Raw genomic sequence first — 24,285 nt, 5'->3', positions numbered from 1 at the left:
GTCCCTGACCGCTGCGGCGGCTTTTTGTCGTTATTCATGGAGCGGAACTTCGGTTCTCTTGTAGCTTGAACTGGTATTCTGGAGATATGGCAACGGTGAGCAATGCATCCCGGTTTGTGTTTGCGACTCGGAAACGGACGTCGCGGTGGCAGCACCTCGGGGCGTTTGCCTTGGCGGGGGTCTTGCTGATGCTGGCGTTTCCGCGGCCCGGTTGGAGTGTCCTGGCGTACGTTGCGCTGGTGCCCGCGGGGATCGCGGCGGCCCGGACGCGGGACTGGCGGCGGCTGTTCTGGACCTCGGCGGTGGTGTTCGGGGTGTGGTGGTGGTGGATGCTGCGTTGGCTGGGGCCGATCTCGCCCGCAGCACCGCCGGTGCTGGGGGTGTGGCTGGGGCTGAACGTGGCGCTGAGCATCCTGGCGATAGGCGTGCTGCACCAGAAGCTGCGCTGGCCGATGGTGTTTGCGCTGCCGTTGTGCTGGGTGAGCATCGAGGTGCTGCGCTCGGTCTGGCCGGCGGGCGGGTTTGCGTGGTACTCGTTGGCCCAGTCGCAGGCGAAGTGGGATGTCGATGATGTAGGCCGCGTGGTGCAGACGGCCGACCTGTTCGGGCAGCACACAGTGGGGCTGGTCGTGGCGTTGGTCAACGGGGCGATCGTGGACCTGGCGATCAAGCGGAAGGTGCCGCGCCCGGCGATCGGGCTGGCGGCGGTGGTGCTCGTTGGGGCGTGGGGCTACGGGCAGTGGCGCATCGCGCAGACCGACGGCCTCACGGCCGAGGGCCCGACGATCGCGGTGGTGCAGACCAACCTCTTGCAGGACAACAAGGCCCGGGTGACCGAGCAATCGATCGTGGCGGACTTTGAGAAGCTGATGGAACTGCACGCCGCGGCGGCGGTCGCGGGGCCCAAGCGGGTGACCACGGCCGAGGGGCTGGAAGTCCCCGCCGGGCCGGACGCGGTGGTGTGGCCCGAAACGATCATCCCGTTCGCGATCACCGACGAGGCCATCATCCGCTACGGCGAAACCGACCCCTTCGCGTCGCAGATTTCGGGCCTGGCCCGCGGGCTGGTGGTGCGCGATGGCGTGACCACCATCGTGGGGGCCAGCGGCCGGGAGTGGGGCGCCGACGGCGAACGCCGGTACAACGCGGCGCACCTGGTGAACGCGGAAGGCTCGCTCGTGGGTTCGCCGTACTACAAACAGCACCGCGTGCCCATGGGCGAGTACGTCCCCGGGCCGGGCTTCATCGAAGGCTTGATGGAGAAGATGCAGGTCTGGCCGGGCTACGCACTCACGGCGGGCGACGGCCCGGTGGTGTTCACGCTGCCCGGCGGCTGGCAGGTGGGCACGCCGATCTGCTACGAAGACGTGATCGCCTCGGTCTGCCGGAAGATGGTCTACGGCGACGAAGGCAAGCGCCTCGACGCGCTGGTCAACCTCACCAACGATGGCTGGTACTCGGGCAAGAGCATGCGACGCCAACACGCCCAGCTCGCGAGCCTGCGTTGCATCGAGAACCGCGTGCCGATGGCCCGCAGCGTGAACACCGGGATCAGCACGTTCATCGATTCAACGGGACGCTGCCGGGCACGGCTGGGTCAGTACGAGTCGGGCGTCCTGGCGCACACGATGAAGACTGACCCGCGGACGACGCTCTACGCGGCGCTCGGCGGCTGGCCGTGGGTGTTGCTGGTGTTGTTCACGCTGGGCGCGACGGTGTTCGGGGCGATCTTCGGCCGACCCCTGGCCAAGCACCGGATCGCGTGATGGTTCATTCGGTGTTGGTTCACTTTGGGGTGCCGTGGTCAAGCGAAGCGCCGGCCACGACGGTTCCCATGATGCGTGGCCGGCTCTCGCTACGCTCGTTTGACCACGGCACCCTGCCGCATATTGGATCGCGTGATGGATGAGTCCAGCCCGATGAAGAAGCTGCTCGACACCCTGCCGCAGGTGGGGCGGGTGGAATGGATCGGCGTGCGTCCGGGACGCGGTGAGCCGATGGCTTCGCTCGAGCAATCCCAAGTCTCCCCCGAGCAAGGCCTCGACGGCGATCGCTACGCCGGCAAGCCCGGCAGCAAACGGCAAGTCACCTTGATCCAACACGAACACCTGCCCGTGATCGCGGCGTGTGCGCAGCGAAACGATGTGTCGCTCGAAGAACTGCCGGGGCTGCTGCGGCGAAACATCGTGGTGTCGGGGGTGAACCTGCTCGCGCTGAAAGGCAAGCGTTTCCGCGTCGGCGGGGCGGTGTTGGAGTACACGGGCTTGTGTCAGCCGTGCAGCAAGATGGAAGCGGCGCTGGGCCCGGGCGGCTACAACGCGGTCCGCGGGCACGGGGGCATCACCGCGACGGTGGTGGAGGCGGGGGCGTTTGGGGTGGGAGATGAGGTGGGGGTTGTTTAGGGGGGTAGGGAGTTGGGAGATAGGGAGTAGAAAAAAGAACCCGCGGAAGGCTGCGCCATCCGCGGGCTTTCAGTTGTTTGATTCTGTCCGAAATCCGAAATCCGAAATCCGAAAACCGGATCACCCCTTCACCGCACCCGCGGCGATGCCCTTCACGAACCACCGCATGGTGAAGACGAACAGGATGATCAGCGGGATGGACGCCATGGCGTAGCCGGCCATCATCTCGCCCCATTGCTTGACGTACTCGCCTTCGAGGCGGAGCAGGCCCACGGGGATGGTGAGTTTGTTGTCGTCACGCATGACGATCATGGCGAGCATGACCTCGTTCCAGTGGCCCAGGAACTTGAGGATCGCGATGATCGCCAGCACCGGGCCGGACATCGGCAGGACGATGTTGGTGATCTGGCGGATGTGGTTAGCGCCGTCGATCTGGGCCGACTCGAAGAGCTCTTTGGGGATGTCTTCGATGAACTGCTTGAGGATGAAGATGCCCACGACCTGAGCGCCCGCCGCCCCGACGATGATCAGGGCCCAGAGGTTGTTCACGAGCCCGAGGTTGCGGATCAGCCAGAACACGGTGACGAGCGTCGCGGCGGTGCCGGGCAGAAACATCGAGGCGATGATGCCGTAGTAGATGATGTTGCGTCCGGGGAAGCGGTAGCGGGCCAGCGCGTAGGACGAGAGGATGATCATGACCAGGCCGATCGAGGTCGCGGAAACCGAGACGACGATGGAGTTGGCGATGTAGGGGCTGACGGTGTCCCAGGCCTTGGACCAGTTGCCCCAGTTCCAAGTGCTGATGGGGTCGAACCAGAACGGGTTGGCCTCGTACTGGGCGTTGGTCTTGAAGCTGATGATGACGGTGACCAGCAGCGGGTAGAGGGCACAGGCGATCACGAAGAGGATGATCGAGTGCTTGAAGACTTCGGCGGATTTGCTGACTTTCTGGGGCATCTTATTTATCCACCTTCACGTACTTCTGATAGACGATGGTCAGCAGCAGGATGACGACGAACAGCACCATGCCCAGGGCACAGGCGTAGCCGTATCGCATGTCGAAGAACGCCGACTTGAACATGTAGAGGCCGGGCACCATGCCGACGTTGCCGGGGCCGCCCTCGGGGCCGAGCAGGATGAAGTAGAACTCGTAGCCGGTGAGGGTGCCGATGGTCATCATGATCAGGTTGATCCGCACCTGGGTCATGATGAGGGGCAGTTCGATTTTGAACAGCTTGCCGATGGGGCCGACGCCGTCGAGCTGGGCGGCTTCGTACACGTCGGTGGATATCTGCTGCAGGCCGGCGAGGTAGATGAGCACGCCCACGGTGCCGACCCAAGGGAAGCCCCAGAGGATCAGGGCGGGGAGGATGAGGTCCTGGTTGCCCAGCCACGCGGGTCGGCCGCCGGTGAACTGGTTGGTGGGCTCGGTCCAGATCAGGCCGAAGCAGATCATGAGGCCGCCCACGGTCAGCAACAGGATGCCGACCCAGCGGAGGATCTCGGGGCCGATCAGTCGGCTGGTCTTGGCGCTGACCAGTTCGCTGAACCCGATCGCCGCGCCCATCATGACCGGCAGACGCCAGACCGGCTCGCCGTGGCAGGCCCAGATGCCGTAGAGCAGGAGGAACGGCCAGATCACCCAGCCCGCACCCAGCGTCCGGGCCATCCCGATGATCAGTCCGATGAAGATCGCCAGCGAGAGGATGGCCCCGGCCATGCTGCCCAGCGCGTTAACCGCGAGCCAGGGCATGAGCCCCGCCATCAGCAGCACCAGGCCGTAGCCGACCCAGCGTTGCTTGTGGTCCAGGCGTTGGGCCATGAGCGTGAGGCAGACCCCGCCCACGAGCATCATCGCCCAGACCCCGCCGAAGATCTGCTGGATACCCGGGAAAATGAGCTGTGGCTGTAATCCGTTCGCGGTTTCGTAGAGGATGGGCTGGCCGATTTCATTCACCCGGTAGAAGCCGTTCAGTATCGGGTCTAACCAACCCGCGATGATTGGCATGGCGCCTGTATAGGTTTCGTATTCGACCGTTTCGACAACAGTCGTGCCTGCAGCGGTTACCGAGGTCACCGCTTCGGCTTGTTGTGGGACATTCGTCCCGTCCATCCAGCCCAGGATCGGCATCACGCCGGTCAGGTTCAACAGCTTGTTCAGGATGCCGAAGTCCGGGTCGAAGAAGCTCTTCCACACCAGCAGCCACACCATCATCGGCACGACCATCGGGATCACGAAACACACCTGATAGATGTACCGCCAGCGGTCGCTCAGCAGCCGGTGCAGCGCGATCGCCACGATGATGCCCGGCCACATCTTGAAGAGGTTGGCCACCAGCATGATGGCCACGACTTTGAACGACTGCCAGAAGATCGGGTCGGCAAACGCGTCGAGGTAGTTCTTGCTGCCGACGTATTCCAGGATGCTGCCCGGCGTCCAGCGGTAGACGGACTTGAACAGCACGTCGACCTTGGGGTAGTAGCCGAACACGCCCATGCTCAGCAGCGTGGGCAGCAGCAACGCATAGAGGAAGACGTAGGTCTTGGATTTATTGAGCCACTTGTTGCGACGCGGCGCCGGTTTGGCGGGCGCGTCGGAGTCGGGCGGCGCGGGTTGGGAGGGGAGTGTGGTCATGAACAGGCGTGGGGGCGAGGAGCGGCCGGGCTCAATACTCGGGGAACGGTTCGTCGGGGAAATCCATGTGCCAGTAGTGACGCAGCCGGGTCGCGTTCATCAGCAACGCGGACTGGCGGGTGCTTTGGGTGACCTTCAGGGGCGCGTCGGCTTGGCCTTGGAGCAGTTCACGGGCCGACTGCACCGCGATGAGCGCTTCGACACTTCGGACCTGGTCGCGTTGCTGTTGCCAGACGTCGTACATCACGCGCCGTGCCCCGGTCCGGTTGTCCATGGCGGATTCGTGGATGAGTTGGACAAACTCGTCGTAGTCGATGTCGCCCGACAGGTAGTTTTTGAATTGCCCGATGTACCGGGTGCGGAGGTTGCCGGCCTGGCCGTCCTGGGGGTAGGGGCGGTCGCCGGTGGAGAACCCGTCGGGGTCGGGGATGAAGGCAGCCAGCTCGGCTTTGGGTTGGCCGCCGATGACGATGGGCAGCCACTCGGAGGTGCGGTTGAACTCCACGTTCACCGAGTAGCTGGTGAGGAAGTAGAGGAAGTCCAGCGCCCATTCTTTGTTGGGCGAGCGCTGCGAGATCATGTACTGACCGCTGCCGTTGGCCTGGGCGTCGCTGGCGGGGTAGGTGATGAACTCGTGCCACCGCTCGTTGGGGCCGGGCATGGGGAAGTCCATGATCTGGACGCCGAAGCGGTGGTTCTTGTGGGGCTTGCCGCGGAACTCGGTCGCGGTTTCGCTGGGACGCAGCGGGTTGTCTTCGGTGACGACGGTGCCCTGCGCGGCTTCGAACAGGCTCTTGGCGTCCCACGCACCGGTGGCGATCATGCCGGCCTGGGCGGTGACAAAACGACGACGGGCCTGCTCGCGGTCCAGGCCGAGGAAGCCCGGCGGGAACTGCTTGCAGATCTCGCGGAGGCAGTCGAAGTACGCCACGTGCGACGGGTCCTCGAAGCTCCAGCGTTCGGACAGCCAACCCAGCCACGACTCGTAGCCGCTGATCCAGTTGTCCTGGTCGTAGTTGATCTTGTCGGCGATGTTCGAGGTGAACGGCACGCTGTACCGCTCGGCAAACATCAGGTCCGAGTAGCTGCTGCCGGAGATGGGCACGAGCTGGTCGTTGCCGGTCTGCTCGGCGACCTGCCAGAGCGCTTCGCACACCATCAGCAATCGGCCGAGCGTCTCGGGCTCGGCGTCGCTGAGCACCCACTCGCGGAGCTCGGGGGTGTCGGCCACGTAGCCGGTCTCCTGCCCGCCGGAGGTGTCCCAGATCAGGTCCTGGTACCACTGCGGCTGCGGGCTCTGCTGCATCGCCTCGGCGAGCAGGGCCTTGGCCTGGGCGAAGAGGTTCTCGTTGTAGAAGATCTTGACCGAGCCGACGAAGCTGGTGGGCACGGCGTAGAAGTCCTGCAGCTCGAAGACGTAGCTCGCCTGCATCCCGTCGATCAGCGTGTCACGCCACGGGCCGTTGGACAACGCGTCGGCGAGCTCGGGGTCCTGACCCTCGGGCAGATACTCCGGGGCGTTGTAGGGATTGGGCATCAGCCCTTCGTCACCCAGCGAATCAAAATACTTCGCGATGCCCGCGCCCTGCGCAATCGCGCCCTTGTCCGGCCCGCCGCGTTCGCAGAGGTCCGGCGCGGTGCCGCTGACGGCGTGGACGTTGAGCACCTGGGCGTAGACCCGCTCGGTGATGTCGAGTTGGCGGACCTCAACGTTGGCTTCCTGGACGTGGGGCAGGGCGTTGTACGCGTCCATCGCGTTCTGCATCGCCTCGCGGTAGCCCGGCTCGAGCTGCCAGTGCATCAGCTGGATGACCTTCTTGCCGCTCTCGTTGTTCTGGCTGAGTGCGCCTTCTTCGAACGAACGCGACACCACCGTAAACAGGCTGATGAGAAATCCGCCCAGCAGGAGCACCAGGCCGACGAGGTTCATATTGAATTTCATGGCGTGTCCCCCGTCTCACCGGAAGCGTTGTCCTCGTTCTCCAGGAGTTCCTCGGGCTTGGCGAGGAAGAGCTGCACCTCGGGGATCTCGATGTTGAGGTCGGGCCGTTTTTCCTGCAGGTCTTCGAGGGCGAGCTGAGCGTTAAACGCGCGGCCGCTGCGGGGGGCGTCGGTGATGATCTTCTGGTAGTAGCGGATCGCGGTCGGCAGATCGTCGAGCTCGTTCTGCGCGGCCTGGCCGAGTTGCCAGTAAAGCACGCCCGCGCCGTTCGGGTCGGTGAGCCCCAGATCGTCTGCCTTGATGAAGCAGCGGACGGCGCCCGCGTAGTCTTGCAGGTGGTGGTAACGCACCTGGCCCATGACTTCCCAGGTCATCGAGGCGCCGTCGCGGTCGTCGCGGTCGGTGATCCAGCCCTCGAGAAACTCCAGGCCGAGCTTCACGCCGTCGAGGTTCTTGAAGTCCTGGAAGTAGGTGCCCGCGTAAAACAACGCGGCCTGATCCGCGGCGTCCAGGTCGGGCCAGGTTTCGAAGACCCGGCGGTAGTGTTCGCGTGCGCCTTCGAGATCGATCTCGTCGCCGAGGTAGTCGCGGATCTCGTCGATCCGCCCGAGGTTCAACACACTGCGGGCCGCGAAGGGCGTCTGGGGCGCCTGGTCCGCGATGGATTGGTAGCCCTCGATCGCTTCTTCGATCAGATCGCGTGTGGCGGGCGATCGGTGTTGGGCCGAGAGCGCTCGGCCGAACGTCGCTTGAAGCCACACGTCCGAACCCGGGCTGCCGGCTTTGTCCACGGCCTGGCCGTAGAGCTTGTACGCCAAATCGAAATTGAAATAGGTCAACTCTTTCGACGCTTCTTCAAGAAGAAGGTTGAGTGACTCGCTTTCCTGGCTATGGCTTGGCGGGTGAATGAGTACGACAAGCAGCGCTGCAACCAGGAAGCCGATCCGAACATCAGTGATGGCTGAATACGACATGAGGGGGTGAGTATAATCGCTGTTGCGCCACTCGCCTACCCTGATGCGAGGGGTTTTAAAGCATGGTCCGACCAGCACATGGCGAAGTCAGGACAAGACATGGTGCGGCCTATCGTCGCCCGGCATCGTGATCTTGGTTTATATATTTAAATCCCGGTAAATGAACGCCCCGGGGTGGGTCGGTGGTTCATCGGAAATTTTAAAAAATGGGTCGGGCGAGATCGCGATCAGCCGCGGATCTTCTGGCCTAGGCGTTCCTGAATCGTCTCGGCCATCGGCAGTTTCACGTACGGCGGCAGCTCGTTGACGAACATCTTGCGGACGTTCAGGAAGATGTGGCGGTGCTCAAAGACGTTGAAGACCGCAGCGGGGTCCCACAGCGGCGGCACCACGATCGTGACGTTCTTGCTCACCCGACGCAGCTCCGCGAAGAACGCCTCGGGGTCGTCCACGTGCTCGATGGTGTGCGAGCAGAGGGTGTGCTCGAACTGCTTGTCGTCGAAGGGCAGGCTGTAGATGTCGTCGATCTTCTGGAAGTTCCCCGGGCCGGGGTCGTGCTGGAAGATGTCGACGTTGAGCCCGCCGCCGTCGGAGTGGCCGCAGCAGATGTTGAGGTCCCACTTCCGCATGCGGAGGATGCGGGTCTTGACCAGCTTGTAGCTGATCTCGTGGAGCACGATCAGCAGGACCACCAAGAACAGCACGAAGAACGAGAAGTAGATCATGGCGGGGCCCGGGTCGGGGTCATTGGGGAGGTTAGGACTATGAATAATATATGTGCGGGTCCTTGAACCGATGGGCGGCCGGATGGGGAATAACCCAAAACTCATAGGGTGCTGAACTTGCAGGTTTGTGGCACGGTCGGCCCCGGCGTGGGATAGCATGAAGCCATGTCTACACGCAGCTTTCTGGTTCAGGGCGATCTCGCAGACTACCTCGGCCCCTTGGCGGGGAGCGAAACCGATATTCAGCGGCGACTGAGCGAGGCATCCGACCGCCTGCCCGAGGCCGAGATGAAATCGTCCCCGGAGGCGGCGCGGGTGTTGGCGATGCTGGTCAAGCTCACCGGCGCACGGCGCGCGTTCGAGGTGGGGACGTTCACCGGCTACAGCGCGTTGCGCGTGGCCGAGGCGTTGCCCGACGACGGCGAGTTGGTCTGTTGCGATGTCAGCGATACCTGGCCCGCGGTGGGTCGGCCGTTCTGGGAAGAAGCGGGCGTGGCGGACCGCATCGACCTGCGCATCGGCGACGCGTCGCAGACACTGCGCACCATGATCGGGGCGGGCGACGCGGGGGCGTTCGACTTCGGCTTCATCGACGCGGACAAGACCGGCTACCCCACGTACTACGACCTGGGCCTGGAACTCCTCCGGCCCGGCGGGCTCATGGTGTTCGACAACGCGTTGCGCCACGGCGCGGTCGCCCGGCAAGACGTGCAGGACGCGGACACCGTTGCGATACGCGAAGTGAATCAGCGCGCCTTCGAGGACGAGCAGGTTGAAGCGGGCATGCTGCTGCTGGGGGACGGGTTGTTGTTGGTGCGGAAGCGCTAAGCCGCAAGAGGCGTGCGTGTGAAGGGGCGTTGCGGCGTGCGTTACTCGTAGCGTTTGCCTTCGTGTTCGATCCAGCCGCCGGGGCGCCACTTCTTGGGGTCGTGGTGGGTCCAGTGCAGCGCGCCGCCCAGGTCGTTGTATTCGTACTCGCCCTTGAAGATCAGCCGATCGCCCTCGCGGGCCGGGACGCGGGGGGCGAGGTCGATGTTGTGGGCGACCTTGATCGTGATGTCGGTGTGATCGACCTCGACGAGGAAGCGCTGGTGGCGTGAGCCCTCGTTGTCATCCGGCAGGACGTGCACGATGACGCCGGTGTCGGTGATGATCACGTCCGATTTCTTGCGGCGGTGCAGGTCGGCGATCGGCGAGGGCTTGTGTTTGGCCGGGGCGGTGGTGCCCTTGATGTCGGCCGGGGCAGGCAGGGGCTCGGCACTTTCACGCTTGCGGGCCTTGGTGCGCGGGGCCTGGTCTTCGACGCGCGGCGTGCGGTCGGTCACGGTGACGTTGCTGCCGCCCTGAGCTTTGCGGTTCTTGAGGGCCTTGATGATCAACGGCAAGGCCAGCAGCAGGATCTGCTTGAGCACGCGCATCGTCTGGGGGCTGGGTTTCTTGGGCATGGTGATGCTCTCGAAAAAACCCGCACATGATGGTCACCATGTGCGGGCTGGGATTTCAGGGGGTCCGCATGAAACGGATCAGTAGGTCAGGACCGCGGGCAGTTCGCCGGCCTGCTCGATCCAGCCGGCCACCACGCTTTCGCTGGGCAGCGAGCGGACCAGGTTCTTGCCTTCGTTGACCTCGGCCATCTTGGCGGTGAGGTTGTCGGCCCGACGCATCTTCAGTTCCTTGACGGTGTCGACGCCGGCGGCTTCGAGCAGCTCGGAGTACTCCTCGCCCACGCCCTTGATCCGCATCAGGTCGGCCATGTTGCAGAACTTAAGGATTTCTTTTTCCGACAGGCCCGAAGCCTCGGCGACGGCTTTACGGCCGGCGGGGTCGGCACCCTTCTCGAGCAGGGCGTCGGTGGTGGCGATGTCGGCCTTGGCCAGCGCTTCTTTTTTCGCGGGGCCGATGCCTTCGATTTCGTCGATCTTGTAACTCATGGGGTTCCTCGATTTGGATGATGTTGAGGTAATGAAATGGATGACCCGCCCGCACGCCGAGCGATGTCAAACAAGTGTAAAGCATGGTTCGTCGTTTGGGCACCCCCGAGAGGAAAATCAGGGTTATCCGGACAGCTTTGTTTTTGAAGCGTTATCGACGTCGCCTACCAGTCGAGAGGTTTGAGCCAAGCCTCGCGCAACTCGTCGAGCGAAGCGGCGAAGAGTTGGCCCTGGTCCGCGGTGCGGAGGGTGAGGTCGTCGTGGTTGGTGAACGTGCCGACCTGCGCGAAGGGGATGCCCGCGTCGCGTAGCGACTTGATCGCGGCGTCGAGTTTGCCCGGCTCGATCTCCAGCAGGTAGCGGCTGGGGGTCTCGGCGAAACACTTGGCGGTCAGGTCGAGTTCGGTGCCCGATGCGGCGGGCAGGTTGGTGAGGTCGAGATCGAGGCCGATGCGGCCGGCGAAAGCCATCTCGGCGGCGGCGGGCAGTAGGCCACCCTCGGAGCAGTCGTGGGCCGAGGCGACGAGGCGCTGATCGATCAGCGCGGCGACGGCGGCGGCGTGTTTCGGGCCGGCTTCGAGGTCGACGCGCGGGATGCGGCGGTCGGCGGTGGCGGGCGCGAGGCCGCAAGCGGCGAGGTGCGAGCCGCCGAGGTTCGGGGTGGTGTTGCCGACGACGAGCAGCGCGTTGCCCGCGGCCTTGGCGTCCATCGTGCGGGCCTTGGTGATGTCGTCGACCATGCCCATGGCCGAGATCAGCATCGTCGGCGGGATGGTGATGAGCTTCCCGTCTTCGGTGGTGAACTGGTTGGACAGCGAGTCCTTGCCGGAGACGAAGGGCGTTTCGTAGGCCATCGCGCCGTCGTAGCACGCCTCGGCGGCGCGGACGAGCGACCCGAGCTGGGCCGGGTCGTCGCAGCGCGGCCAGCAGAAGTTGTCGAGGATGGCGAGGTGACGCGGGTCGGCACCGACGCACACGGCATTTCGTACGGCTTCGTCGAGCGCTGCGAGGGTCGCCCAGTACGAATCGCCATCGGTCGCGGTCCCGTCGGCGGTGGCTTTCTCCGAGAGGTACGGTGCGAGGCCGTTGCTGAGGCTCACGCCCTTGTTCGAGTCGAGTTTGGGACGTAGCACCGCGCCGTCGGACGGGCCGTCCTGCCCGGGGCCGACGAGCGGCTTCACGACGCTACCGGCCTGGACCTCGTGGTCGTACTGGCGGATGATCCAGTGCTTGCTGGCGAGGTTGGGGTGCGATAGCAGAGTGACGAGGGACGAGTGAACAGTGCCGAGTGCGGCGGAGGCGTTGCCTTTCCACTCATCACTGTTCACTGCGGACTCATCACTCGTGGCCGCAGGCCACGTTGCCTGGCGCGTCGGCGTGGGGATGCCGTCGTGCATGAACGGCATGGCGAGCTTGCCGACTTCCTGGCCGTGCCAGGTGAGTTGGAGGGTGGGTACGCCGTCTTCTTCGTAGCCGAATTCGCCGAGGTCGCAGAAGGGCACGTCCTCGGCTTCGGCGAGCTGGCGCAGCGCTTCGACGTTCTCGGCGGGCACGGCCAGGGGCATGCGTTCCTGGGCTTCGCTGATCCAGACCTCGGTGTAGGTCAGGCCGTCGTACTTGGTCGGGGCGGTGTCGAGGGTGACTTTGGCGCCGACCTTCTCGGCCATCTCGCCGACGGCGGAGCTGAACCCGCCTGCGCCGCAGTCACTGATCGCGGTGAACAGGCAGCGGGCTTCGTTGGTTTGGGGGTCGACGTAGTCGCGGGCCTGGAGGATGACGTCGAGGGTTTTCTTCTCGGTGATCGCGTTGCCGATCTGCACGGCGTGGCTGAACTCGTCGGCGTGGGTGTCGGTGAGCTCGGCGGAACTGAACGTAGCGCCGTGGATGCCGTCACGGCCGGTCGCGCCGCCGAGGATGATGATCCGGTCGCCGGGCTGGGCGGTGCCGAAGCACTTGTCGAGGGGGATGATGCCGACGCAGCCGGCGTAGACCAGCGGGTTGGCGACGAAGTCGTCGTGGAAGTAGACCGCACCGTTGACGGTGGGGATGCCCATGCGGTTGCCGTAGTCACGGACACCGTCGACGACGCGTTGGAGCGTGCGCTTGGGATGGATCACGCCATTGGGCAGGTCTTCGGGGTCGGCATCGGGGAAGGCGACGCAGAAAGTGTCGGTGTTGGCGATGGGTTTGGCGGCGAGGCCGGTTCCCATGATGTCGCGGATGCATCCGCCGATGCCGGTGGCGGCGCCGCCGTAGGGCTCGAGGGCCGAGGGGTGGTTGTGGGTTTCGACTTTGATCGCGACGCCGTCGGTGTCGTCGAATTTCACGATGCCGGCGTTGTCGTCGAAGACGCTGACGAGCCAGTCTTCGCGGTCGGTGCCTTTCCACTTGTCCTTGAGGTCGAAGGTCGCGGCGGCGACGGTGGTCTTGAGGAGGTTGTGGATGGTGACGGTCCCGTCGTCGTTGACCTCGTGCCCGGCCTTGCCGCGGAAGATGTCCAGCGACTCGGACGAGCCGGTGTACGACACGGTGGACTTGAGCGTCTTGTGCACGCAGTGCTCGGACCAGGTCTGGGCGAGGGTCTCGAGCTCGACGTCGGTGGGTTCACGGCCGGCGTCGCGGTAGTAGTTCTGGATCTCGCGCATCTCATCGAGCGAGAGGAACAGGTGGGCCTCACGCGACATCACCTCGAGCGCGGCGTCGTCGAGGTCGCGGATGGGGATGTGGGTGAGGTTGAAGTCGTAGGGCGTGCCGTGGACGAACTCGGCGGGGTGGTAGTGCTCCAGGTGGACCGACTGTACGACCGTGTTGGCGAGCTGCGACTCGGCGAAGGCGCGGAGCTTGGCGTCGTCGATCGGCGAGGAGGTCTCGAAGTCGAAGCGGGTGCCGGTGCGGACCTGGACCTCGTCCTTGCCGAGGCTGGGCAGCATCTCGCGGATGGCGTCCTGGGTGGACTCGGCCACGGGGTCCATCACGCCGGGCAGGTAGTGCACCTCGGCCACGGCGGAACCCGGCGCGGCGTCCTCGGCACCGATCACGGCGACTTGGTTGACCGGGTCGGACAGCAACTCGCCAGCGACCTGCTGCGACTGTTCGTCGGTGAGCGGGGCTTCGATCAGGAAGACCGCGGTGGTGTGGGCGGCGGTGACGGCGGGGCCGAGGTGGGTCTGGGCGAGGCCCAGCGTGGCGTGGCCGTGGGCGTCGATTTCGCCGGGTTTGGGGCGGATTTCAACGCGGAGGACACGGCGGGTGGCGGGAGAAACGGCGTGATCGAGGGCGGTCATGCGGGGATGATACGGCACATCGGAGTTGGCTGTGGAGTTGGCGGTCTGCCTTGCCCGAGCCGTGATGCAGAGCGGTTCCGGATTTCGGAATTGGGATTTCGCAGCTGACGCAAGCGACGGCTTGGTGGGCCAGGTTTACGGCGAGCCGACCGCGGGGGCGGGCAGGGTTTCGTCGGGCATGCGTCCGATCCGGCCGGCGAAGGTGAACCAGCGGTACTTCTCGCGGAGGTCCGCCACGCCCGGCGGTAGGGCTGGGTCTTCGAAGCGCAGGATGGCTTTGTACATCGGCAGGTAGATGGTGCCGTCGGCGTCGGTGGTCAGGCTCGGGAACACCAGCACCAGCGAGCGGTCGAGTTCATCGTCAATGATCTGGTCGGCGGCGATGGCGAGCGTGGGTACGGGGGTGTGCGCGGCCGATTCGCCGTCGGGGGTGACGTGGTGACGCATCAGCGCCGCGGGGGCGTTGGCGAAGGCGGCGGTGTAGTGCGGCTCGGCGGCAACGTCGTCTCCGTGCGCGGCGTGCCAGGTGGCCAGGAGGTAGTGGGCGTAGAACAACTCGGGCAACGCCGCGACCTCGGCTTCGAGCTTCTGCTTTGTGGCCTCGCTGAGGAACAGCTCCGCGGGCTGTTTGGCGAGCGTCATACAGCGGATCACCGCGAGTTGTTCATCCGGCGGGACGTGGAAGCCCAGGTCTTTGTAGACCTCGTTGGTCCGGGCGTTGGACATCATGCCGCGCTCGAGCGATTTGAACGTGGTGTAGAAGGTGCGCGGCCAGGTTTTGCGTTGCGACCAGTCCAGCGGCGGGTCGGGCTTTTTTTCCTGGTCGGTGAGCATCACGATCACCACGACGATCAGCGGCACGATCACAAACAAGCTCAGTGTCGCGGCGACGATCCACGGGCCCTTGACGGTGAGGCCCGGGCGTTCGGGTTGTTTGGCGGGAGCGGGGGGTGGAGTGGTCATGGTGATCCGGGGCTTTGTCGCCCGGTGGGGCTCCGCAGCCCTCGGCTTGTGGGAGGGTGGGGCCTATAGCACACCATAGGCTTCGAGCTTCGCGATGACCGCAGGGATTGGGTTGTCGGTGTCGCGGGAGACGAGCTCGGCCTGCCAGCCGCGGGCGAGGGCGGCGTCGATGTTTTCCTGCAGGTCGTCGAAGAACAGGATGTTCGCCGGCGGGATCTCGGTGCCGTCTTCGACGTATTGGTAGATCGCGGGGTCGGGCTTGGCCAGGCCGACGATCTGGCTGCCTAGCGGGTAGTCGAACAGCTCGATCGGCAGGTACGCGGCGTGCTCACGGCTGGTGAACATCTGCCAGTGGTGGGCGTTGGTGTTGCTCAGGCACCCCACCTTCACCGGTTCCAGCGAGAGTCTGTCGAGCAGCGCGATCGCGCCCGGAAACGCCTCGATCAACACCGCTTCGGTCACACGGCGAACCTCATCCACCTTCACATCAGCAAGCTTGGCGGCGGTGGCGAAGAACTCGACGACGGTGACCTTGCCGGTCTCAAAGTGGTCGAACAGCTCGGCGAGCGGGTGGTGGCTGCCGCGCGCAGCCTTGGTCGACAGGTCGCCCGTGAGGCCCGCCAACTCGGGCAGGTTCGCGAGCAGGGCGGCGTGGTCCCAGTCGTCAGCGATGCGCAGCAACACCCGGCCGAGGTCAAACATGACGAGGTCGATTTCGGGTTTCGGGTTTTGGGGTTGGGGTGTGGAGTCCAAGGCCATCACCCCCGCACTTGCCCGTCGCCCCGGGCGACCCATTTGTAGGTCGTCAGGTCTTCGGCACCCATGGGGCCGCGGCTGTGGAGTTTGTCGGTGGAGATGCCGATCTCGGCGCCCAGGCCGTACTGCTGGCCGTCGGAGAAGCGGGTGGAGCAGTTGACCATCACGTTGGCGGTGTCGACGGACTGCACGAAGCGGTTCGACGCGGCGAGGTCGGTGGTGAGGATGGCGTCGGTGTGCTTGCTGCCGTAGCGGTTGATGTGGGCGACCGCGTCATCGAGCGAATCGACCACGCGGAGTGCGACGATCATGTCGAGGTACTCGGCCGACCAGTCGGACTCCTCGGCGGGCCGGGAGTCGGGCAGCTCGCTCATGCTGCGGGTGTCGGCGCGGAGCTCGACGCCCTTGGCCAGCAGGGCTTCGCCGACCTTGCGGACCAGGCCGTTCGCGACGCAGTCCTGGTGGAAGAGGATGGTCTCGGTGGCGTTGCAGACGCCAGTACGCTGGGTCTTGGCGTTGAGGCAGATGTCCACGGCCATGTCGTGGTCGGCGGTGGCGTCGACGTAGACGTGGCAGTTGCCCGTGTAGTGCTTGATGACGGGGATGCGCGACTGCTCGACCACGGCGCGGATCAGCGACTCGCCGCCCCGGGGGATGCAGACGTCGATCAGTTCGTCGAGCTTGAGCAGTTCGCCCACGGCGGAACGGTCGGTGGTGCCGACGAGTTGCACGGCGTCTGCGGGAACGCCGGCTTTATCGAGGCCTTGCTTGACGCACGCGGCGATCGCAGCGTTGGAGTGCAGGGCTTCCTTGCCGCCGCGGAGGATCGCGGCGTTGCCGGACTTGAGGCAGAGGGCGGCGGCGTCGCAGGTCACGTTGGGGCGAGACTCGAAGATGATCAGCACGGTGCCCAGGGGCACGCGGACTTTCTCCAGGCGGATGCCGTTGGACAGGACCCGGCCCTCGAGGATGCGGCCGACGGGGTCGGGCTGGTCGGCGATCTGGCGGACGGCGTCGGCCATGTTGGCGATACGGTCGTCGTTGAGCTCGAGGCGGTCGAGCATGGCCGAGGCCAGGCCGTTGGCGCGGCCGGCTTCGAGGTCCTTGGCGTTGGCGGCCTTGAGCGTTTCGGTCGCGGCGACCAGGGCGTCGGCGGTGTAGCGCAGGGCGTCGTCGCGGACGCTGCCGGGCACGGTGGCCATCGCGAGGCCCGCAGCGCGGGCGGCTTGGGCCAAGCCCAGGCAGTAGGCGGGCACGTCGGTGGTGTCGGCGGTGGGGGTGGCGGTGGTCATCAGACCCGCATCGTAGCCGGGGCGGGGGCGATGGGTCTAATTCGGGGCGGGGTTTGGCGAGAGCGGCGATCCACCTCACGCCAGCGAAATGTTCGGTGCCGGATCAGTTGCCCGGGGCGTTGTCGCGTCGGCGGACGGTGACGGGCATGACTTCGGGCACCTGGACCGGGGTGACTCCAGCCGGGGCGATGATCTTGGGCCGTTCATTGATGACTTGTTGGGCTTGGGTGACATCGAGCTTCTCGGGCTCGGTGATGGTCAGCTCGGCCCGGATGACCGGGAGGTCGGGGTCTCTGGCGGCGATCCGGGCGATGACGTCGGCCGGCCCCTGCAGTTCGACGTCGCGGAGGAAGTTGGAGCGGTCCTCGGGGCGGACGGTGTAGCGGAGCTGCAGCTCAACCGGGAGGTTGATGTGGAGCGGGACGCGGTCGAGGGTGGTGGTGACGGTGTCGTTCTCGAGGGTGTAGTTGACCCGGATGCCGTTTTTCGGAGCATCGTCTTTGGCCCCGGGCTTGCTTGGGTCGTATTGGCTGGGGAAGGTCAGGGGGACGTTGGTGGCGACACGCTCAAGGCCCGTGCCTTCGACGGTGTTGGCGTTTGCGAGGTTGGCAATGATGTACAGGCCTTCGAGCTGAGAGACCATACTCATCGGGCCGGTGATCGAGACGCTCGCCGGCTCCGCAACGGGGTTGCCGCTGAGCTTGAGGTTGCTGGCCTGGACCTCGATCGGAAGCTCGATGGTTTCCAGGGGTTCGATGGTCACGGTGAGCGTCGCGGGCTCGACGTCGAGCTCGGTGATCCCGATCTCGCCCAGGCCCGCACGGATCAACGCCTCGTCGAGGATGATCGTGCGGTCGGTGGGCTCGGTGATGCCGGTGGGGTCGATCTCGTGGATGAGGGGGACGCCGGTGATGGCATTGAACCGCTGGATCTGCCCGCTCGAGGCGCGGTAGTTCACCAGAAGGCCCTCGGTTTCGGGGGTGATGGCGTAGCGGTCGGTGGGCTCGTTGATGAGCAGCTGGACCGTCTTGCCGGTCTCCTGCTTGAGGACAGTGGCCTCGGCGTAGAGCCAGACGAGCACCGAGATGATGGTGACGACGATCCAGGTCTCGACTTTTTCGTGGAACTTGCGTTGGGCCATGATCGGGCTGCTTGGGTAGCGATTAGGCGGCGGGCTTGGCCGAGGAGCTGCTGGTGCTGGAGGACGGGTCTTCCTCGTCGATCGCGCTGGGTTCGTCGAGGGTGACCTCGGTCATGCCCTTGGTGAGGACCCGGCGGAGGTCTTCGATGGTCAGGTGGCGGGTGAGCGTGCCGCGTTCGGCGACGCTGATGGTGCCGGTCTCTTCGGAGACGACCAGGATCAGCGCATCGACTTCGCTGGAGAGCCCGATGGCGGCGCGGTGGCGAGACCCGAGCTCTTGCTCGACGCTGTCGCCCTCGGCCAGGGGGAACTGCACACCCGCGGCGACGATGCGGTCGCCGCGGAGGACCACGCCCATGTCGTGCAACGCCGAGCCGGGCCAGAAGATCGTGTTGAGCAGTTCCTTGGTCACGTCGGCATCGACGCGGATGCCGGCTTCGACGATCCCGCCCAGGCCCACTTGCCGTTCGATCGCGATGAGCGCCCCGACCTTGTTGCGTGAGAGGTATTGGATCGACCCGAGCAGTTCTTCAACGACGCGGGCTTTACGCAGCCCCGCTTGGCGGAAGAACCGGGCCTCGCCCAAGCGCACCAGCGCCCGGCGGATCTCCGGCTGGAACACGATCACCAACGCGAACGAGATGAAGCCCAGGAAGCCGGAATACAGGAAGCTCAGGCGTTCGAGCTGATCGGCGCCGCCGACGATTTGGATGGAGAGCGTGCCGATGATCAGGATGATCGCCACGCCCTTGATGACCCGGGCCCCGCGCGTGCCGCGCAGGAACCGCAGGATCAGATACACCACCACCCAGATCACCGCGAGCTCGAAACACACCGCCCACAACTCGGTCTCCAGGTAGTTCTGAACACGCGCCCAGACCTGCTCGAGGTTCTCCAACAGGTTATTCAGCAGGCGTCTTGGCATGGGGCGGGGTGGTGAAACGGATGGCGAGAGCGGGTGGTCGTGCCCACAAGAAACTATCGGCAGGTCGGGGGGCGGGGGACCGGAATCGGGTCGATTCGGGACCACTCCGATAATCACCGCTGCGCTGATAGCTCCAACCGATGCAAGATACCATGCGTGGTGGCGTTATACTGACCCAACCGCCGATCGATGGCGGACTTCTCGGTCCGCTTCCCCCGTTCCCCGATCCCCGGCCACGTCACATGCACCAACTCGAACGCCTGCGCTCCAACATCCAGTCCTGCTTCCTGGGCAACCAACAGGCGATCGACAAGGTGATCATTTGTCTGCTCGCCAAGGGCCACGTGTTGATCGAGGATGTGCCGGGCGTGGGCAAGACCACGCTCGCGATCGCGCTGTCCAAGTCGCTCGACGGCAGCCTCTCGCGCATCCAGCTCACCCCCGACATGCTCCCGGCCGACATCCTGGGCGTCACCATCTGGGACCAGCAGAAGGCCGAGTTCAGCTTCAAGGCGGGCCCGATCTTTTCCAACGTCGTCCTCGCCGACGAGATCAACCGCACCACCCCGCGGACGCAGTCGGCCCTGCTCGAAGCGATGAACGAGTCGCAGGTCTCGATGGACGGCATCACCCGCAAGCTGCTCGACCCGTTTATCGTGATCGCCACGCAGAACCCTGTTGAGTTTGAGGGCACCTACTTCCTGCCCGAGTCGCAGCTCGACCGCTTCCTCATGCGGATCAGCCTGGGCTACCCCAGCCCGGCCGACGAGGCCCGCGTGTTGACCCTCGACCCGCGCCGCACCGCGTTGGCGGAACTCAAGCCGGTGATGACCGCCCAGGAACTCGTCGAGCTGCAGAAACAAGCCGAGGCGGTGTCGGTCGATTCGACGCTGGTGGACTACGTGGTCGCCATCGCCAACGCCACGCGCACCCACGACCAGCTCCAGATCGGCGTCAGCCCGCGGGGTTCGTTGGCGCTCATCCGTGCGGTCAAAGCCACCGCACTCGTGCACGGCCGTGACTACGCCACCCCCGAAGATGTCACCAGCAACGTGAACCCCGTCTTCGCTCACCGCTGCGTGACCAAGACCTACATGCACGAGGCCGACGGCGTGGCGAGCCACCGCGTGCTCAAAGAAATCCTGGAAACCGTGCCCAGCCCGGTTTGATCCGAGCGGTCAGGTTACGTCGTCGTCTTCCGATTGCACGAGCACCCGTGCCGCGGCCGCGAGCCCGAGCGTCACCGGCTCATGGTTTTCGGTTTCGACGGTGACCGCATCGGCGTGGGGGAGGTGTTGGGTGATCCTGGTCTTGGCCCCGGGCATGAGGCCGTTCGCTTCGGCGAAGCGCAGGAACTCGGGGTCGTGGTCCACGATGCGCGTGACGGTGAGCGTTTGTTCGACCGGAGCCGAGGCGAGGGCAACCGAGTCTTCGCGGATCAGCGGTTGATCGGCCCGCGGGATCGGTGAGCCGTGCGGGTCGGTGGCGGGGTGGCCCAGCAGTTCGTCGATGCGGTCGAGCACTTTGTCGGAGATGGTGTGCTCGAGTTCCTCGGCTTCCTCGTGGACCTCGGACCAGTCCATGTGCAGGACCTCGACGAGAAAGAGTTCGACCAGACGGTGTCGGCGGAGTACCCGGTGGGCCAGCCGTCGCCCGGCGGGGGTCAATTCCACCCCGGCCCGCGGGGCGTATCGCAGCAGGTCGGCCTCGGCGAGCGACTTCACCATCGTGGTCGCGGTGCCCGGCGTCACCCCAACAGCCTCGGCGAGTCGGCCCATCGGCACGAGTTCGTCGCCGCCACGCCGGGACTGCTCGAGACAGACCTGTTTCAAATAGTTCTCAACGGTAACGCTGGGCATGGTCGTCAGGCTCAGGCGGTGGAAGTTTCACAGGGTTCGGTTGACATTAACGCACTGATATTCTATCGTCAAAGATATGACTTTGATTAATCAAAATAAACGTATTGGGTACTCGCAGTTCTTCGCCGGGCTGGTGGTGTTGCTCATGGGGCTGATTCAGGTGGGTTGTGGCGACGGTGAAGAGCCGTCGGCCACCGGTGGATCGGGTGCCGAAGCCAAACCTTCGGTCGTGACCACCACCACGATGCTCGACGACCTGGCCCGCACCCTGGCGGGCGACCACGTTGAGGTGGTGGGCATCATGCGGCCCGGCCAAGACCCCCACGTCTACGAAGTCCTGCCCCGCGACGCCCAGGCGATCGCTTCGGCTGACCTGGTCATCGCCAACGGCCTGAACCTCGAAGCCACGCTCCACGGCGTCATCGAAGGCAACGCCAAGGGCAAGGTCGTCTACGCCGCCGAGCACGACGCGATCGAGACGCTGGGCTCGGAAGACTACGAAGGCGCTCCCGACCCGCACTGCTGGATGGATATCGAGCTGTGGAAGCACTACGTCACGTCGGTCCGCGACGGGCTGATCGCCATCGACCCCGGCAACCAGGCCGACTATGAATCGCGGGCCACGGCGTACTTTACCGAGCTCGACGAACTGCAAACCTGGATGACCGAGCGCTTCGCCGAGGTGCCCGAGTCGCAGCGGGTCATCGTCACCAGCCACGACGCTTTCAACTACTTCGGCAATGCGAACAAGATCGAGGTCCACGGCGTCATCGGCATCAGCACAGAGCAGGCCCCGCGGCCCCAGGACATTGCGGCGCTCGAAGCCATGGTGAAAGAGCGCAACGTCCAGGCGTTGTTCATCGAGAGCTCGACCTCGCCCACGCTCAACTCGATCGTCGAGAAGGTCGCCGAGCAAACCGGGGCCAAAGTCGGCGGGACGCTCTACAGTGACTCGCTCGGCATGCCCGGCAGCGGGGCGGACACGTACATCACCATGATGAAGCACAACGTGAATACGGTGGTGGACGCGTTGAAATGATTGGTTGGTTGCCGCAGATTTCACCGATCACGCTGATTAAGATTTGATGCAAGAAGCCGCCGATGGATTCTTGGAATCTGCGTAACTCTGTGAAATCTGTGGCTAATAATTGTCTATGACTGTTTCGCCCCTACCCCTGCAAGCCACCGATGTGACGGTGGCCTACGACGCACGCCCGGTGCTGCGCTCGGTGTCGTTCTCGCTCGAGCCCGGGCAGATGTTGGGAATCGTCGGGCCCAACGGCGCGGGCAAGTCGACGCTGCTCAAGTCGCTGCTCGGTTTGATCCAGCCCGACTTCGGGCAGGTCCGTGTGTTCGGCGAAGCAGTGGATGATGTGCGTTCCCGCATCGCCTACGTGCCGCAGACCGAGGGCGTGGACTGGGACTTCCCGATCACCGTCCGCGAGGTCGTGCTGATGGGGCGGTACGGCCAGAAGGGCTGGTTCGGCCGACCCACCAAGGAAGACCGCGAGCGTGCCCATATCGCCCTCGAAAAAGTCGGCATGGCGAAATTCGAGAAGCGCCACATCCGCCAGCTCTCCGGCGGACAGCAACGCCGGGTGTTTCTCGCCCGGGCGCTGTGCCAGGGCGCGGAACTGCTGCTGCTGGACGAACCTTTTGCCGGGGTCGACGCGGCGACGGAGAAAGCGATCTTCGCGCTCATTGATCAAATGGCCGTGGAAGGCAAAGCGCTCTTGGTGGTGAATCACGACCTGTCGATCCTCGACCGGTTCGACCGGGTGCTGCTACTGAACCAGCGGGTTATCGCGTTCGGCTCGCCGGACGTGGTGGTGACCGAAGAAAACCTCCGCGCGACTTACGGCGGCCGGCTGTCGTTGCTGGACGAAGCGGACGAAACCCTCAGACAACGGAGAGTCACGGGTGACCCCCACCTTGCTCGCACTACTTGATTGGGACCACAGCCAGTGGCTGGCGCCGTGGTCCGAGCAGTGGATCGCCGAGACGGTCTGCAGCATGCTCGTGGGCGTGGCCTGCGGCGTGCTCGGCTGTTTCGTGGTGCTGCGGCGCATGGCGCTGATCGGCGATGCGCTGGCGCACGCGGTCTTGCCGGGCGTGGTGCTGGCGTTCATGATCGGGGGCATCGCGTGGGCGCAGTGGGGCCTCAACGACAGCGGCGAAGTCACCAACGCGGCGGCGGCCTGGGCGGGGCCGAAGATCGCTGCGGTGATCGATCAGATCTCCCCCCCGATCTTGCTGCTCATCGGCGCGACCATCACGGGTCTGCTCACCGCGGTGCTGATCAACCTGGTGGTGAGGTTCAGCCGGACCAAGGAAGACTCATCCATCGGCATTGTGTTCACCTCGATGTTTGCGCTGGGCATCGTCATGATCAGCGCGCTGCCGCAGAGCACTCACTTCGACCTCAAGTGCTTCCTCTTCGGCGACCCGCTGGCGATCCTGCCCGAAGACCTGAAGATGATGGCGATCATCTGCCCGTCGGTCCTGGTGATCGTGGGCCTGCTGTACTACCGGCTGAAGCTGGTCAGCTTCGACCCGCTGGTCGCCGCGGCGATGGGCGTCAGCGTCGCGGCGATGCACTACCTCATCATGGGCATGCTCTCGGTCACCGTGGTGGCGGGGCTCAAGACCACGGGCGTCGTGCTGGTCGTGGCGATGGTGATCACCCCGGCCTCGGCGGCGTATCAGCTCACCAACCGCTTCTGGGCCATGCTTGTGTTGGCGGGCGTCTTCGGGGCGGTGTCGGCGGCGCTGGGGATGTCGCTCGCCTTCGTCGCCAACTCGCCGACCGGCCCGGCGATGGTGCTGGTCGCGGTCGGCCTGTTTGCGCTGTCGGTGATCTTCAGCCCCGGGCACGGCGTCGTGTTCGACCGCATCCGACGCTACAAGCTCGCCCGCCACGTCGAGAACGAAGACGTGCTCAAGGCGATCTACCGCCTGGGCCCCCAGCCCTCGGGCCGGTTCCACGACACGCTGGTCCTGCAGACCCAGCTCACCACCAAACGTGTCGCCTCGGCGCTGCGTCGTCTGCGGGGCGAGGAACTGGTGGTCGATCAGGGCGATCAGTTTACGCTGACCCCCGCGGGTGTCCGCCACGCCGAGACGATGGTCCGGGCCCACCGCCTGTGGGAGACCTACCTCGCCGACCGCATGGGCGTGTCCCCGGAAGAGGTGCACGACGAGGCCGAGCGTCTGGAGCACGCCCACGACCTGGCCGAGCGTCTGGATGAAACCCTGGGCCGACCCGACGTCGACCCCCACGGCTCGGCGATCCCCCGCCGAAACGAGGACGACGAAGACGAGCCCCGCTCCCCGTTGTTCCCGCACGAAGGCTAAACCCTACCTTCACGCGGGCGGCAGGGCGGTCTCCGGGGCGCGGGAAGATCAGCACTTTCATTTCTTTTTCATCGGTGGGAACCTGTCAGAGGTTCGCGCGTC

21 protein-coding genes are annotated in these 24,285 nt (G+C 65.1%); 7 read left to right on the top strand and 14 right to left on the bottom strand.

The genetic code is table 11. The annotated features are described in order from the left end of the window. Positions 1–95 precede the first annotated feature (95 nt). Positions 96–1,766 carry an apolipoprotein N-acyltransferase gene (gene lnt, locus HNQ40_RS01850; RefSeq protein WP_184675815.1) on the top strand — a complete coding sequence of 557 codons (1,671 nt, stop codon included), beginning with the start codon at positions 96–98 and terminating at the stop codon, positions 1,764–1,766. Between the two features lie 135 nt (positions 1,767–1,901). Further along, positions 1,902–2,402, top strand: a complete 501-nt coding sequence (locus HNQ40_RS01845) for an MOSC domain-containing protein (RefSeq protein WP_184675813.1) — start codon at positions 1,902–1,904, stop codon at positions 2,400–2,402. 120 nt (positions 2,403–2,522) lie between these two features. Here HNQ40_RS01845 and HNQ40_RS01840 read toward each other — a convergent pair whose 3' ends face one another. The 5 genes from HNQ40_RS01840 to HNQ40_RS01820 all read right to left on the bottom strand — a co-directional run bounded on the left by HNQ40_RS01840 (position 2,523) and on the right by HNQ40_RS01820 (position 8,678). Continuing rightward, positions 2,523–3,359: a carbohydrate ABC transporter permease gene (locus HNQ40_RS01840; protein ID WP_184675812.1), complete on the bottom strand. Its 837-nt coding sequence runs from the start codon at positions 3,357–3,359 to the stop codon at positions 2,523–2,525. Between the two features lies 1 nt (position 3,360). Next, the gene (locus tag HNQ40_RS01835) at positions 3,361–5,037 is read right to left on the bottom strand and encodes a carbohydrate ABC transporter permease (RefSeq protein ID WP_184675810.1); all 1,677 of its coding nucleotides are present in this window, start codon (positions 5,035–5,037) and stop codon (positions 3,361–3,363) included. 31 nt (positions 5,038–5,068) lie between these two features. Beyond that, the gene (locus HNQ40_RS01830; protein ID WP_184675808.1) at positions 5,069–6,979 is read right to left on the bottom strand and encodes a hypothetical protein; all 1,911 of its coding nucleotides are present in this window, start codon (positions 6,977–6,979) and stop codon (positions 5,069–5,071) included. Then, the gene (locus HNQ40_RS01825; RefSeq protein ID WP_184675806.1) at positions 6,976–7,953 is read right to left on the bottom strand and encodes a tetratricopeptide repeat protein; all 978 of its coding nucleotides are present in this window, start codon (positions 7,951–7,953) and stop codon (positions 6,976–6,978) included. Before HNQ40_RS01825 ends, HNQ40_RS01830 begins: the two co-directional genes overlap by 4 nt. A gap of 227 nt (positions 7,954–8,180) precedes the next feature. Beyond that, positions 8,181–8,678 (bottom strand): methyltransferase domain-containing protein, encoded by a 498-nt coding sequence (locus HNQ40_RS01820; protein ID WP_184675804.1) that lies wholly within the window; start codon positions 8,676–8,678, stop codon positions 8,181–8,183. Between the two features lie 165 nt (positions 8,679–8,843). Between HNQ40_RS01820 and HNQ40_RS01815 the strand changes: the two genes are divergently transcribed. Continuing rightward, the gene (locus tag HNQ40_RS01815) at positions 8,844–9,506 is read left to right on the top strand and encodes an O-methyltransferase (RefSeq protein ID WP_184675802.1); all 663 of its coding nucleotides are present in this window, start codon (positions 8,844–8,846) and stop codon (positions 9,504–9,506) included. Positions 9,507–9,547: 41 nt separating this feature from the next. On the opposite strand, the gene HNQ40_RS01810 is transcribed toward HNQ40_RS01815, so the two are convergent. The 8 genes from HNQ40_RS01810 to cdaA all read right to left on the bottom strand — a co-directional run bounded on the left by HNQ40_RS01810 (position 9,548) and on the right by cdaA (position 18,970). After that, positions 9,548–10,123, bottom strand: a complete 576-nt coding sequence (locus tag HNQ40_RS01810; RefSeq protein WP_184675800.1) for a DUF3465 domain-containing protein — start codon at positions 10,121–10,123, stop codon at positions 9,548–9,550. Positions 10,124–10,201: 78 nt separating this feature from the next. Continuing rightward, entirely contained in the window at positions 10,202–10,609 is a 408-nt protein-coding gene (locus tag HNQ40_RS01805; RefSeq protein WP_184675798.1) for a DUF4332 domain-containing protein, read from the bottom strand. Between the two features lie 164 nt (positions 10,610–10,773). Continuing rightward, positions 10,774–13,893: a phosphoribosylformylglycinamidine synthase subunit PurS gene (locus tag HNQ40_RS01800; RefSeq protein WP_184675796.1), complete on the bottom strand. Its 3,120-nt coding sequence runs from the start codon at positions 13,891–13,893 to the stop codon at positions 10,774–10,776. Positions 13,894–14,028: 135 nt separating this feature from the next. Then, positions 14,029–14,856, bottom strand: a complete 828-nt coding sequence (locus HNQ40_RS01795; RefSeq protein ID WP_184675794.1) for a hypothetical protein — start codon at positions 14,854–14,856, stop codon at positions 14,029–14,031. A gap of 63 nt (positions 14,857–14,919) precedes the next feature. Beyond that, positions 14,920–15,609: an HAD-IA family hydrolase gene (locus tag HNQ40_RS01790; RefSeq protein ID WP_221435334.1), complete on the bottom strand. Its 690-nt coding sequence runs from the start codon at positions 15,607–15,609 to the stop codon at positions 14,920–14,922. 5 nt (positions 15,610–15,614) lie between these two features. Beyond that, positions 15,615–16,904, bottom strand: coding sequence for a glutamate-5-semialdehyde dehydrogenase (locus tag HNQ40_RS01785; RefSeq protein WP_184675790.1), 1,290 nt, complete (start codon positions 16,902–16,904; stop codon positions 15,615–15,617). Between the two features lie 103 nt (positions 16,905–17,007). Continuing rightward, on the bottom strand, positions 17,008–18,045 hold the full coding sequence (locus HNQ40_RS01780; RefSeq protein ID WP_184675788.1) for a hypothetical protein: 1,038 nt from the start codon (positions 18,043–18,045) through the stop codon (positions 17,008–17,010). A gap of 22 nt (positions 18,046–18,067) precedes the next feature. Then, positions 18,068–18,970 (bottom strand): diadenylate cyclase CdaA, encoded by a 903-nt coding sequence (gene cdaA / locus HNQ40_RS01775; RefSeq protein WP_184675786.1) that lies wholly within the window; start codon positions 18,968–18,970, stop codon positions 18,068–18,070. 242 nt (positions 18,971–19,212) lie between these two features. On the opposite strand from cdaA, the gene HNQ40_RS01770 reads away from it, so the two are divergent. Then, complete coding sequence (locus HNQ40_RS01770) at positions 19,213–20,139, top strand: AAA family ATPase (protein ID WP_184675783.1); 927 nt, start codon at positions 19,213–19,215, stop codon at positions 20,137–20,139. A gap of 9 nt (positions 20,140–20,148) precedes the next feature. Here HNQ40_RS01770 and HNQ40_RS01765 read toward each other — a convergent pair whose 3' ends face one another. Further along, positions 20,149–20,829 (bottom strand): metal-dependent transcriptional regulator, encoded by a 681-nt coding sequence (locus HNQ40_RS01765; protein ID WP_184675781.1) that lies wholly within the window; start codon positions 20,827–20,829, stop codon positions 20,149–20,151. Positions 20,830–20,911: 82 nt separating this feature from the next. Here HNQ40_RS01765 and HNQ40_RS01760 point away from each other — a divergent pair, with 82 nt between their 5' ends. From HNQ40_RS01760 to HNQ40_RS01750, 3 genes are all read left to right on the top strand, one after another. Next, positions 20,912–21,868: a metal ABC transporter substrate-binding protein gene (locus HNQ40_RS01760; RefSeq protein WP_221435333.1), complete on the top strand. Its 957-nt coding sequence runs from the start codon at positions 20,912–20,914 to the stop codon at positions 21,866–21,868. Positions 21,869–21,983: 115 nt separating this feature from the next. Next, the gene (locus tag HNQ40_RS01755; RefSeq protein WP_184675777.1) at positions 21,984–22,778 is read left to right on the top strand and encodes a metal ABC transporter ATP-binding protein; all 795 of its coding nucleotides are present in this window, start codon (positions 21,984–21,986) and stop codon (positions 22,776–22,778) included. After that, entirely contained in the window at positions 22,750–24,183 is a 1,434-nt protein-coding gene (locus HNQ40_RS01750; RefSeq protein ID WP_184675775.1) for a metal ABC transporter permease, read from the top strand. The genes HNQ40_RS01755 and HNQ40_RS01750 overlap by 29 nt, the downstream gene beginning before the upstream one ends. Positions 24,184–24,285 lie beyond the last annotated feature (102 nt).

This window comes from Algisphaera agarilytica (assembly GCF_014207595.1).
Classification (GTDB): Bacteria; Planctomycetota; Phycisphaerae; order Phycisphaerales; family Phycisphaeraceae; genus Algisphaera; species Algisphaera agarilytica.
This window is presented reverse-complemented; position numbering and strand designations above follow the sequence as displayed.

Coding starts and splice junctions, on each gene's coding strand:
- HNQ40_RS01845 (WP_184675813.1), top strand. CDS start 1,902: ATGGATGAGTCCAGCCCGATGAAGAAGCTGCTCGACACCCTGCCGCAG.
- HNQ40_RS01840 (WP_184675812.1), bottom strand. CDS start 3,359: ATGCCCCAGAAAGTCAGCAAATCCGCCGAAGTCTTCAAGCACTCGATC.
- HNQ40_RS01835 (WP_184675810.1), bottom strand. CDS start 5,037: ATGACCACACTCCCCTCCCAACCCGCGCCGCCCGACTCCGACGCGCCC.
- HNQ40_RS01830 (WP_184675808.1), bottom strand. CDS start 6,979: ATGAAATTCAATATGAACCTCGTCGGCCTGGTGCTCCTGCTGGGCGGA.
- HNQ40_RS01825 (WP_184675806.1), bottom strand. CDS start 7,953: ATGTCGTATTCAGCCATCACTGATGTTCGGATCGGCTTCCTGGTTGCA.
- HNQ40_RS01820 (WP_184675804.1), bottom strand. CDS start 8,678: ATGATCTACTTCTCGTTCTTCGTGCTGTTCTTGGTGGTCCTGCTGATC.
- HNQ40_RS01815 (WP_184675802.1), top strand. CDS start 8,844: ATGTCTACACGCAGCTTTCTGGTTCAGGGCGATCTCGCAGACTACCTC.
- HNQ40_RS01810 (WP_184675800.1), bottom strand. CDS start 10,123: ATGCCCAAGAAACCCAGCCCCCAGACGATGCGCGTGCTCAAGCAGATC.
- HNQ40_RS01805 (WP_184675798.1), bottom strand. CDS start 10,609: ATGAGTTACAAGATCGACGAAATCGAAGGCATCGGCCCCGCGAAAAAA.
- HNQ40_RS01800 (WP_184675796.1), bottom strand. CDS start 13,893: ATGACCGCCCTCGATCACGCCGTTTCTCCCGCCACCCGCCGTGTCCTC.
- HNQ40_RS01795 (WP_184675794.1), bottom strand. CDS start 14,856: ATGACCACTCCACCCCCCGCTCCCGCCAAACAACCCGAACGCCCGGGC.
- HNQ40_RS01785 (WP_184675790.1), bottom strand. CDS start 16,904: ATGACCACCGCCACCCCCACCGCCGACACCACCGACGTGCCCGCCTAC.
- HNQ40_RS01780 (WP_184675788.1), bottom strand. CDS start 18,045: ATGGCCCAACGCAAGTTCCACGAAAAAGTCGAGACCTGGATCGTCGTC.
- cdaA (WP_184675786.1), bottom strand. CDS start 18,970: ATGCCAAGACGCCTGCTGAATAACCTGTTGGAGAACCTCGAGCAGGTC.
- HNQ40_RS01770 (WP_184675783.1), top strand. CDS start 19,213: ATGCACCAACTCGAACGCCTGCGCTCCAACATCCAGTCCTGCTTCCTG.
- HNQ40_RS01765 (WP_184675781.1), bottom strand. CDS start 20,829: ATGCCCAGCGTTACCGTTGAGAACTATTTGAAACAGGTCTGTCTCGAG.
- HNQ40_RS01755 (WP_184675777.1), top strand. CDS start 21,984: ATGACTGTTTCGCCCCTACCCCTGCAAGCCACCGATGTGACGGTGGCC.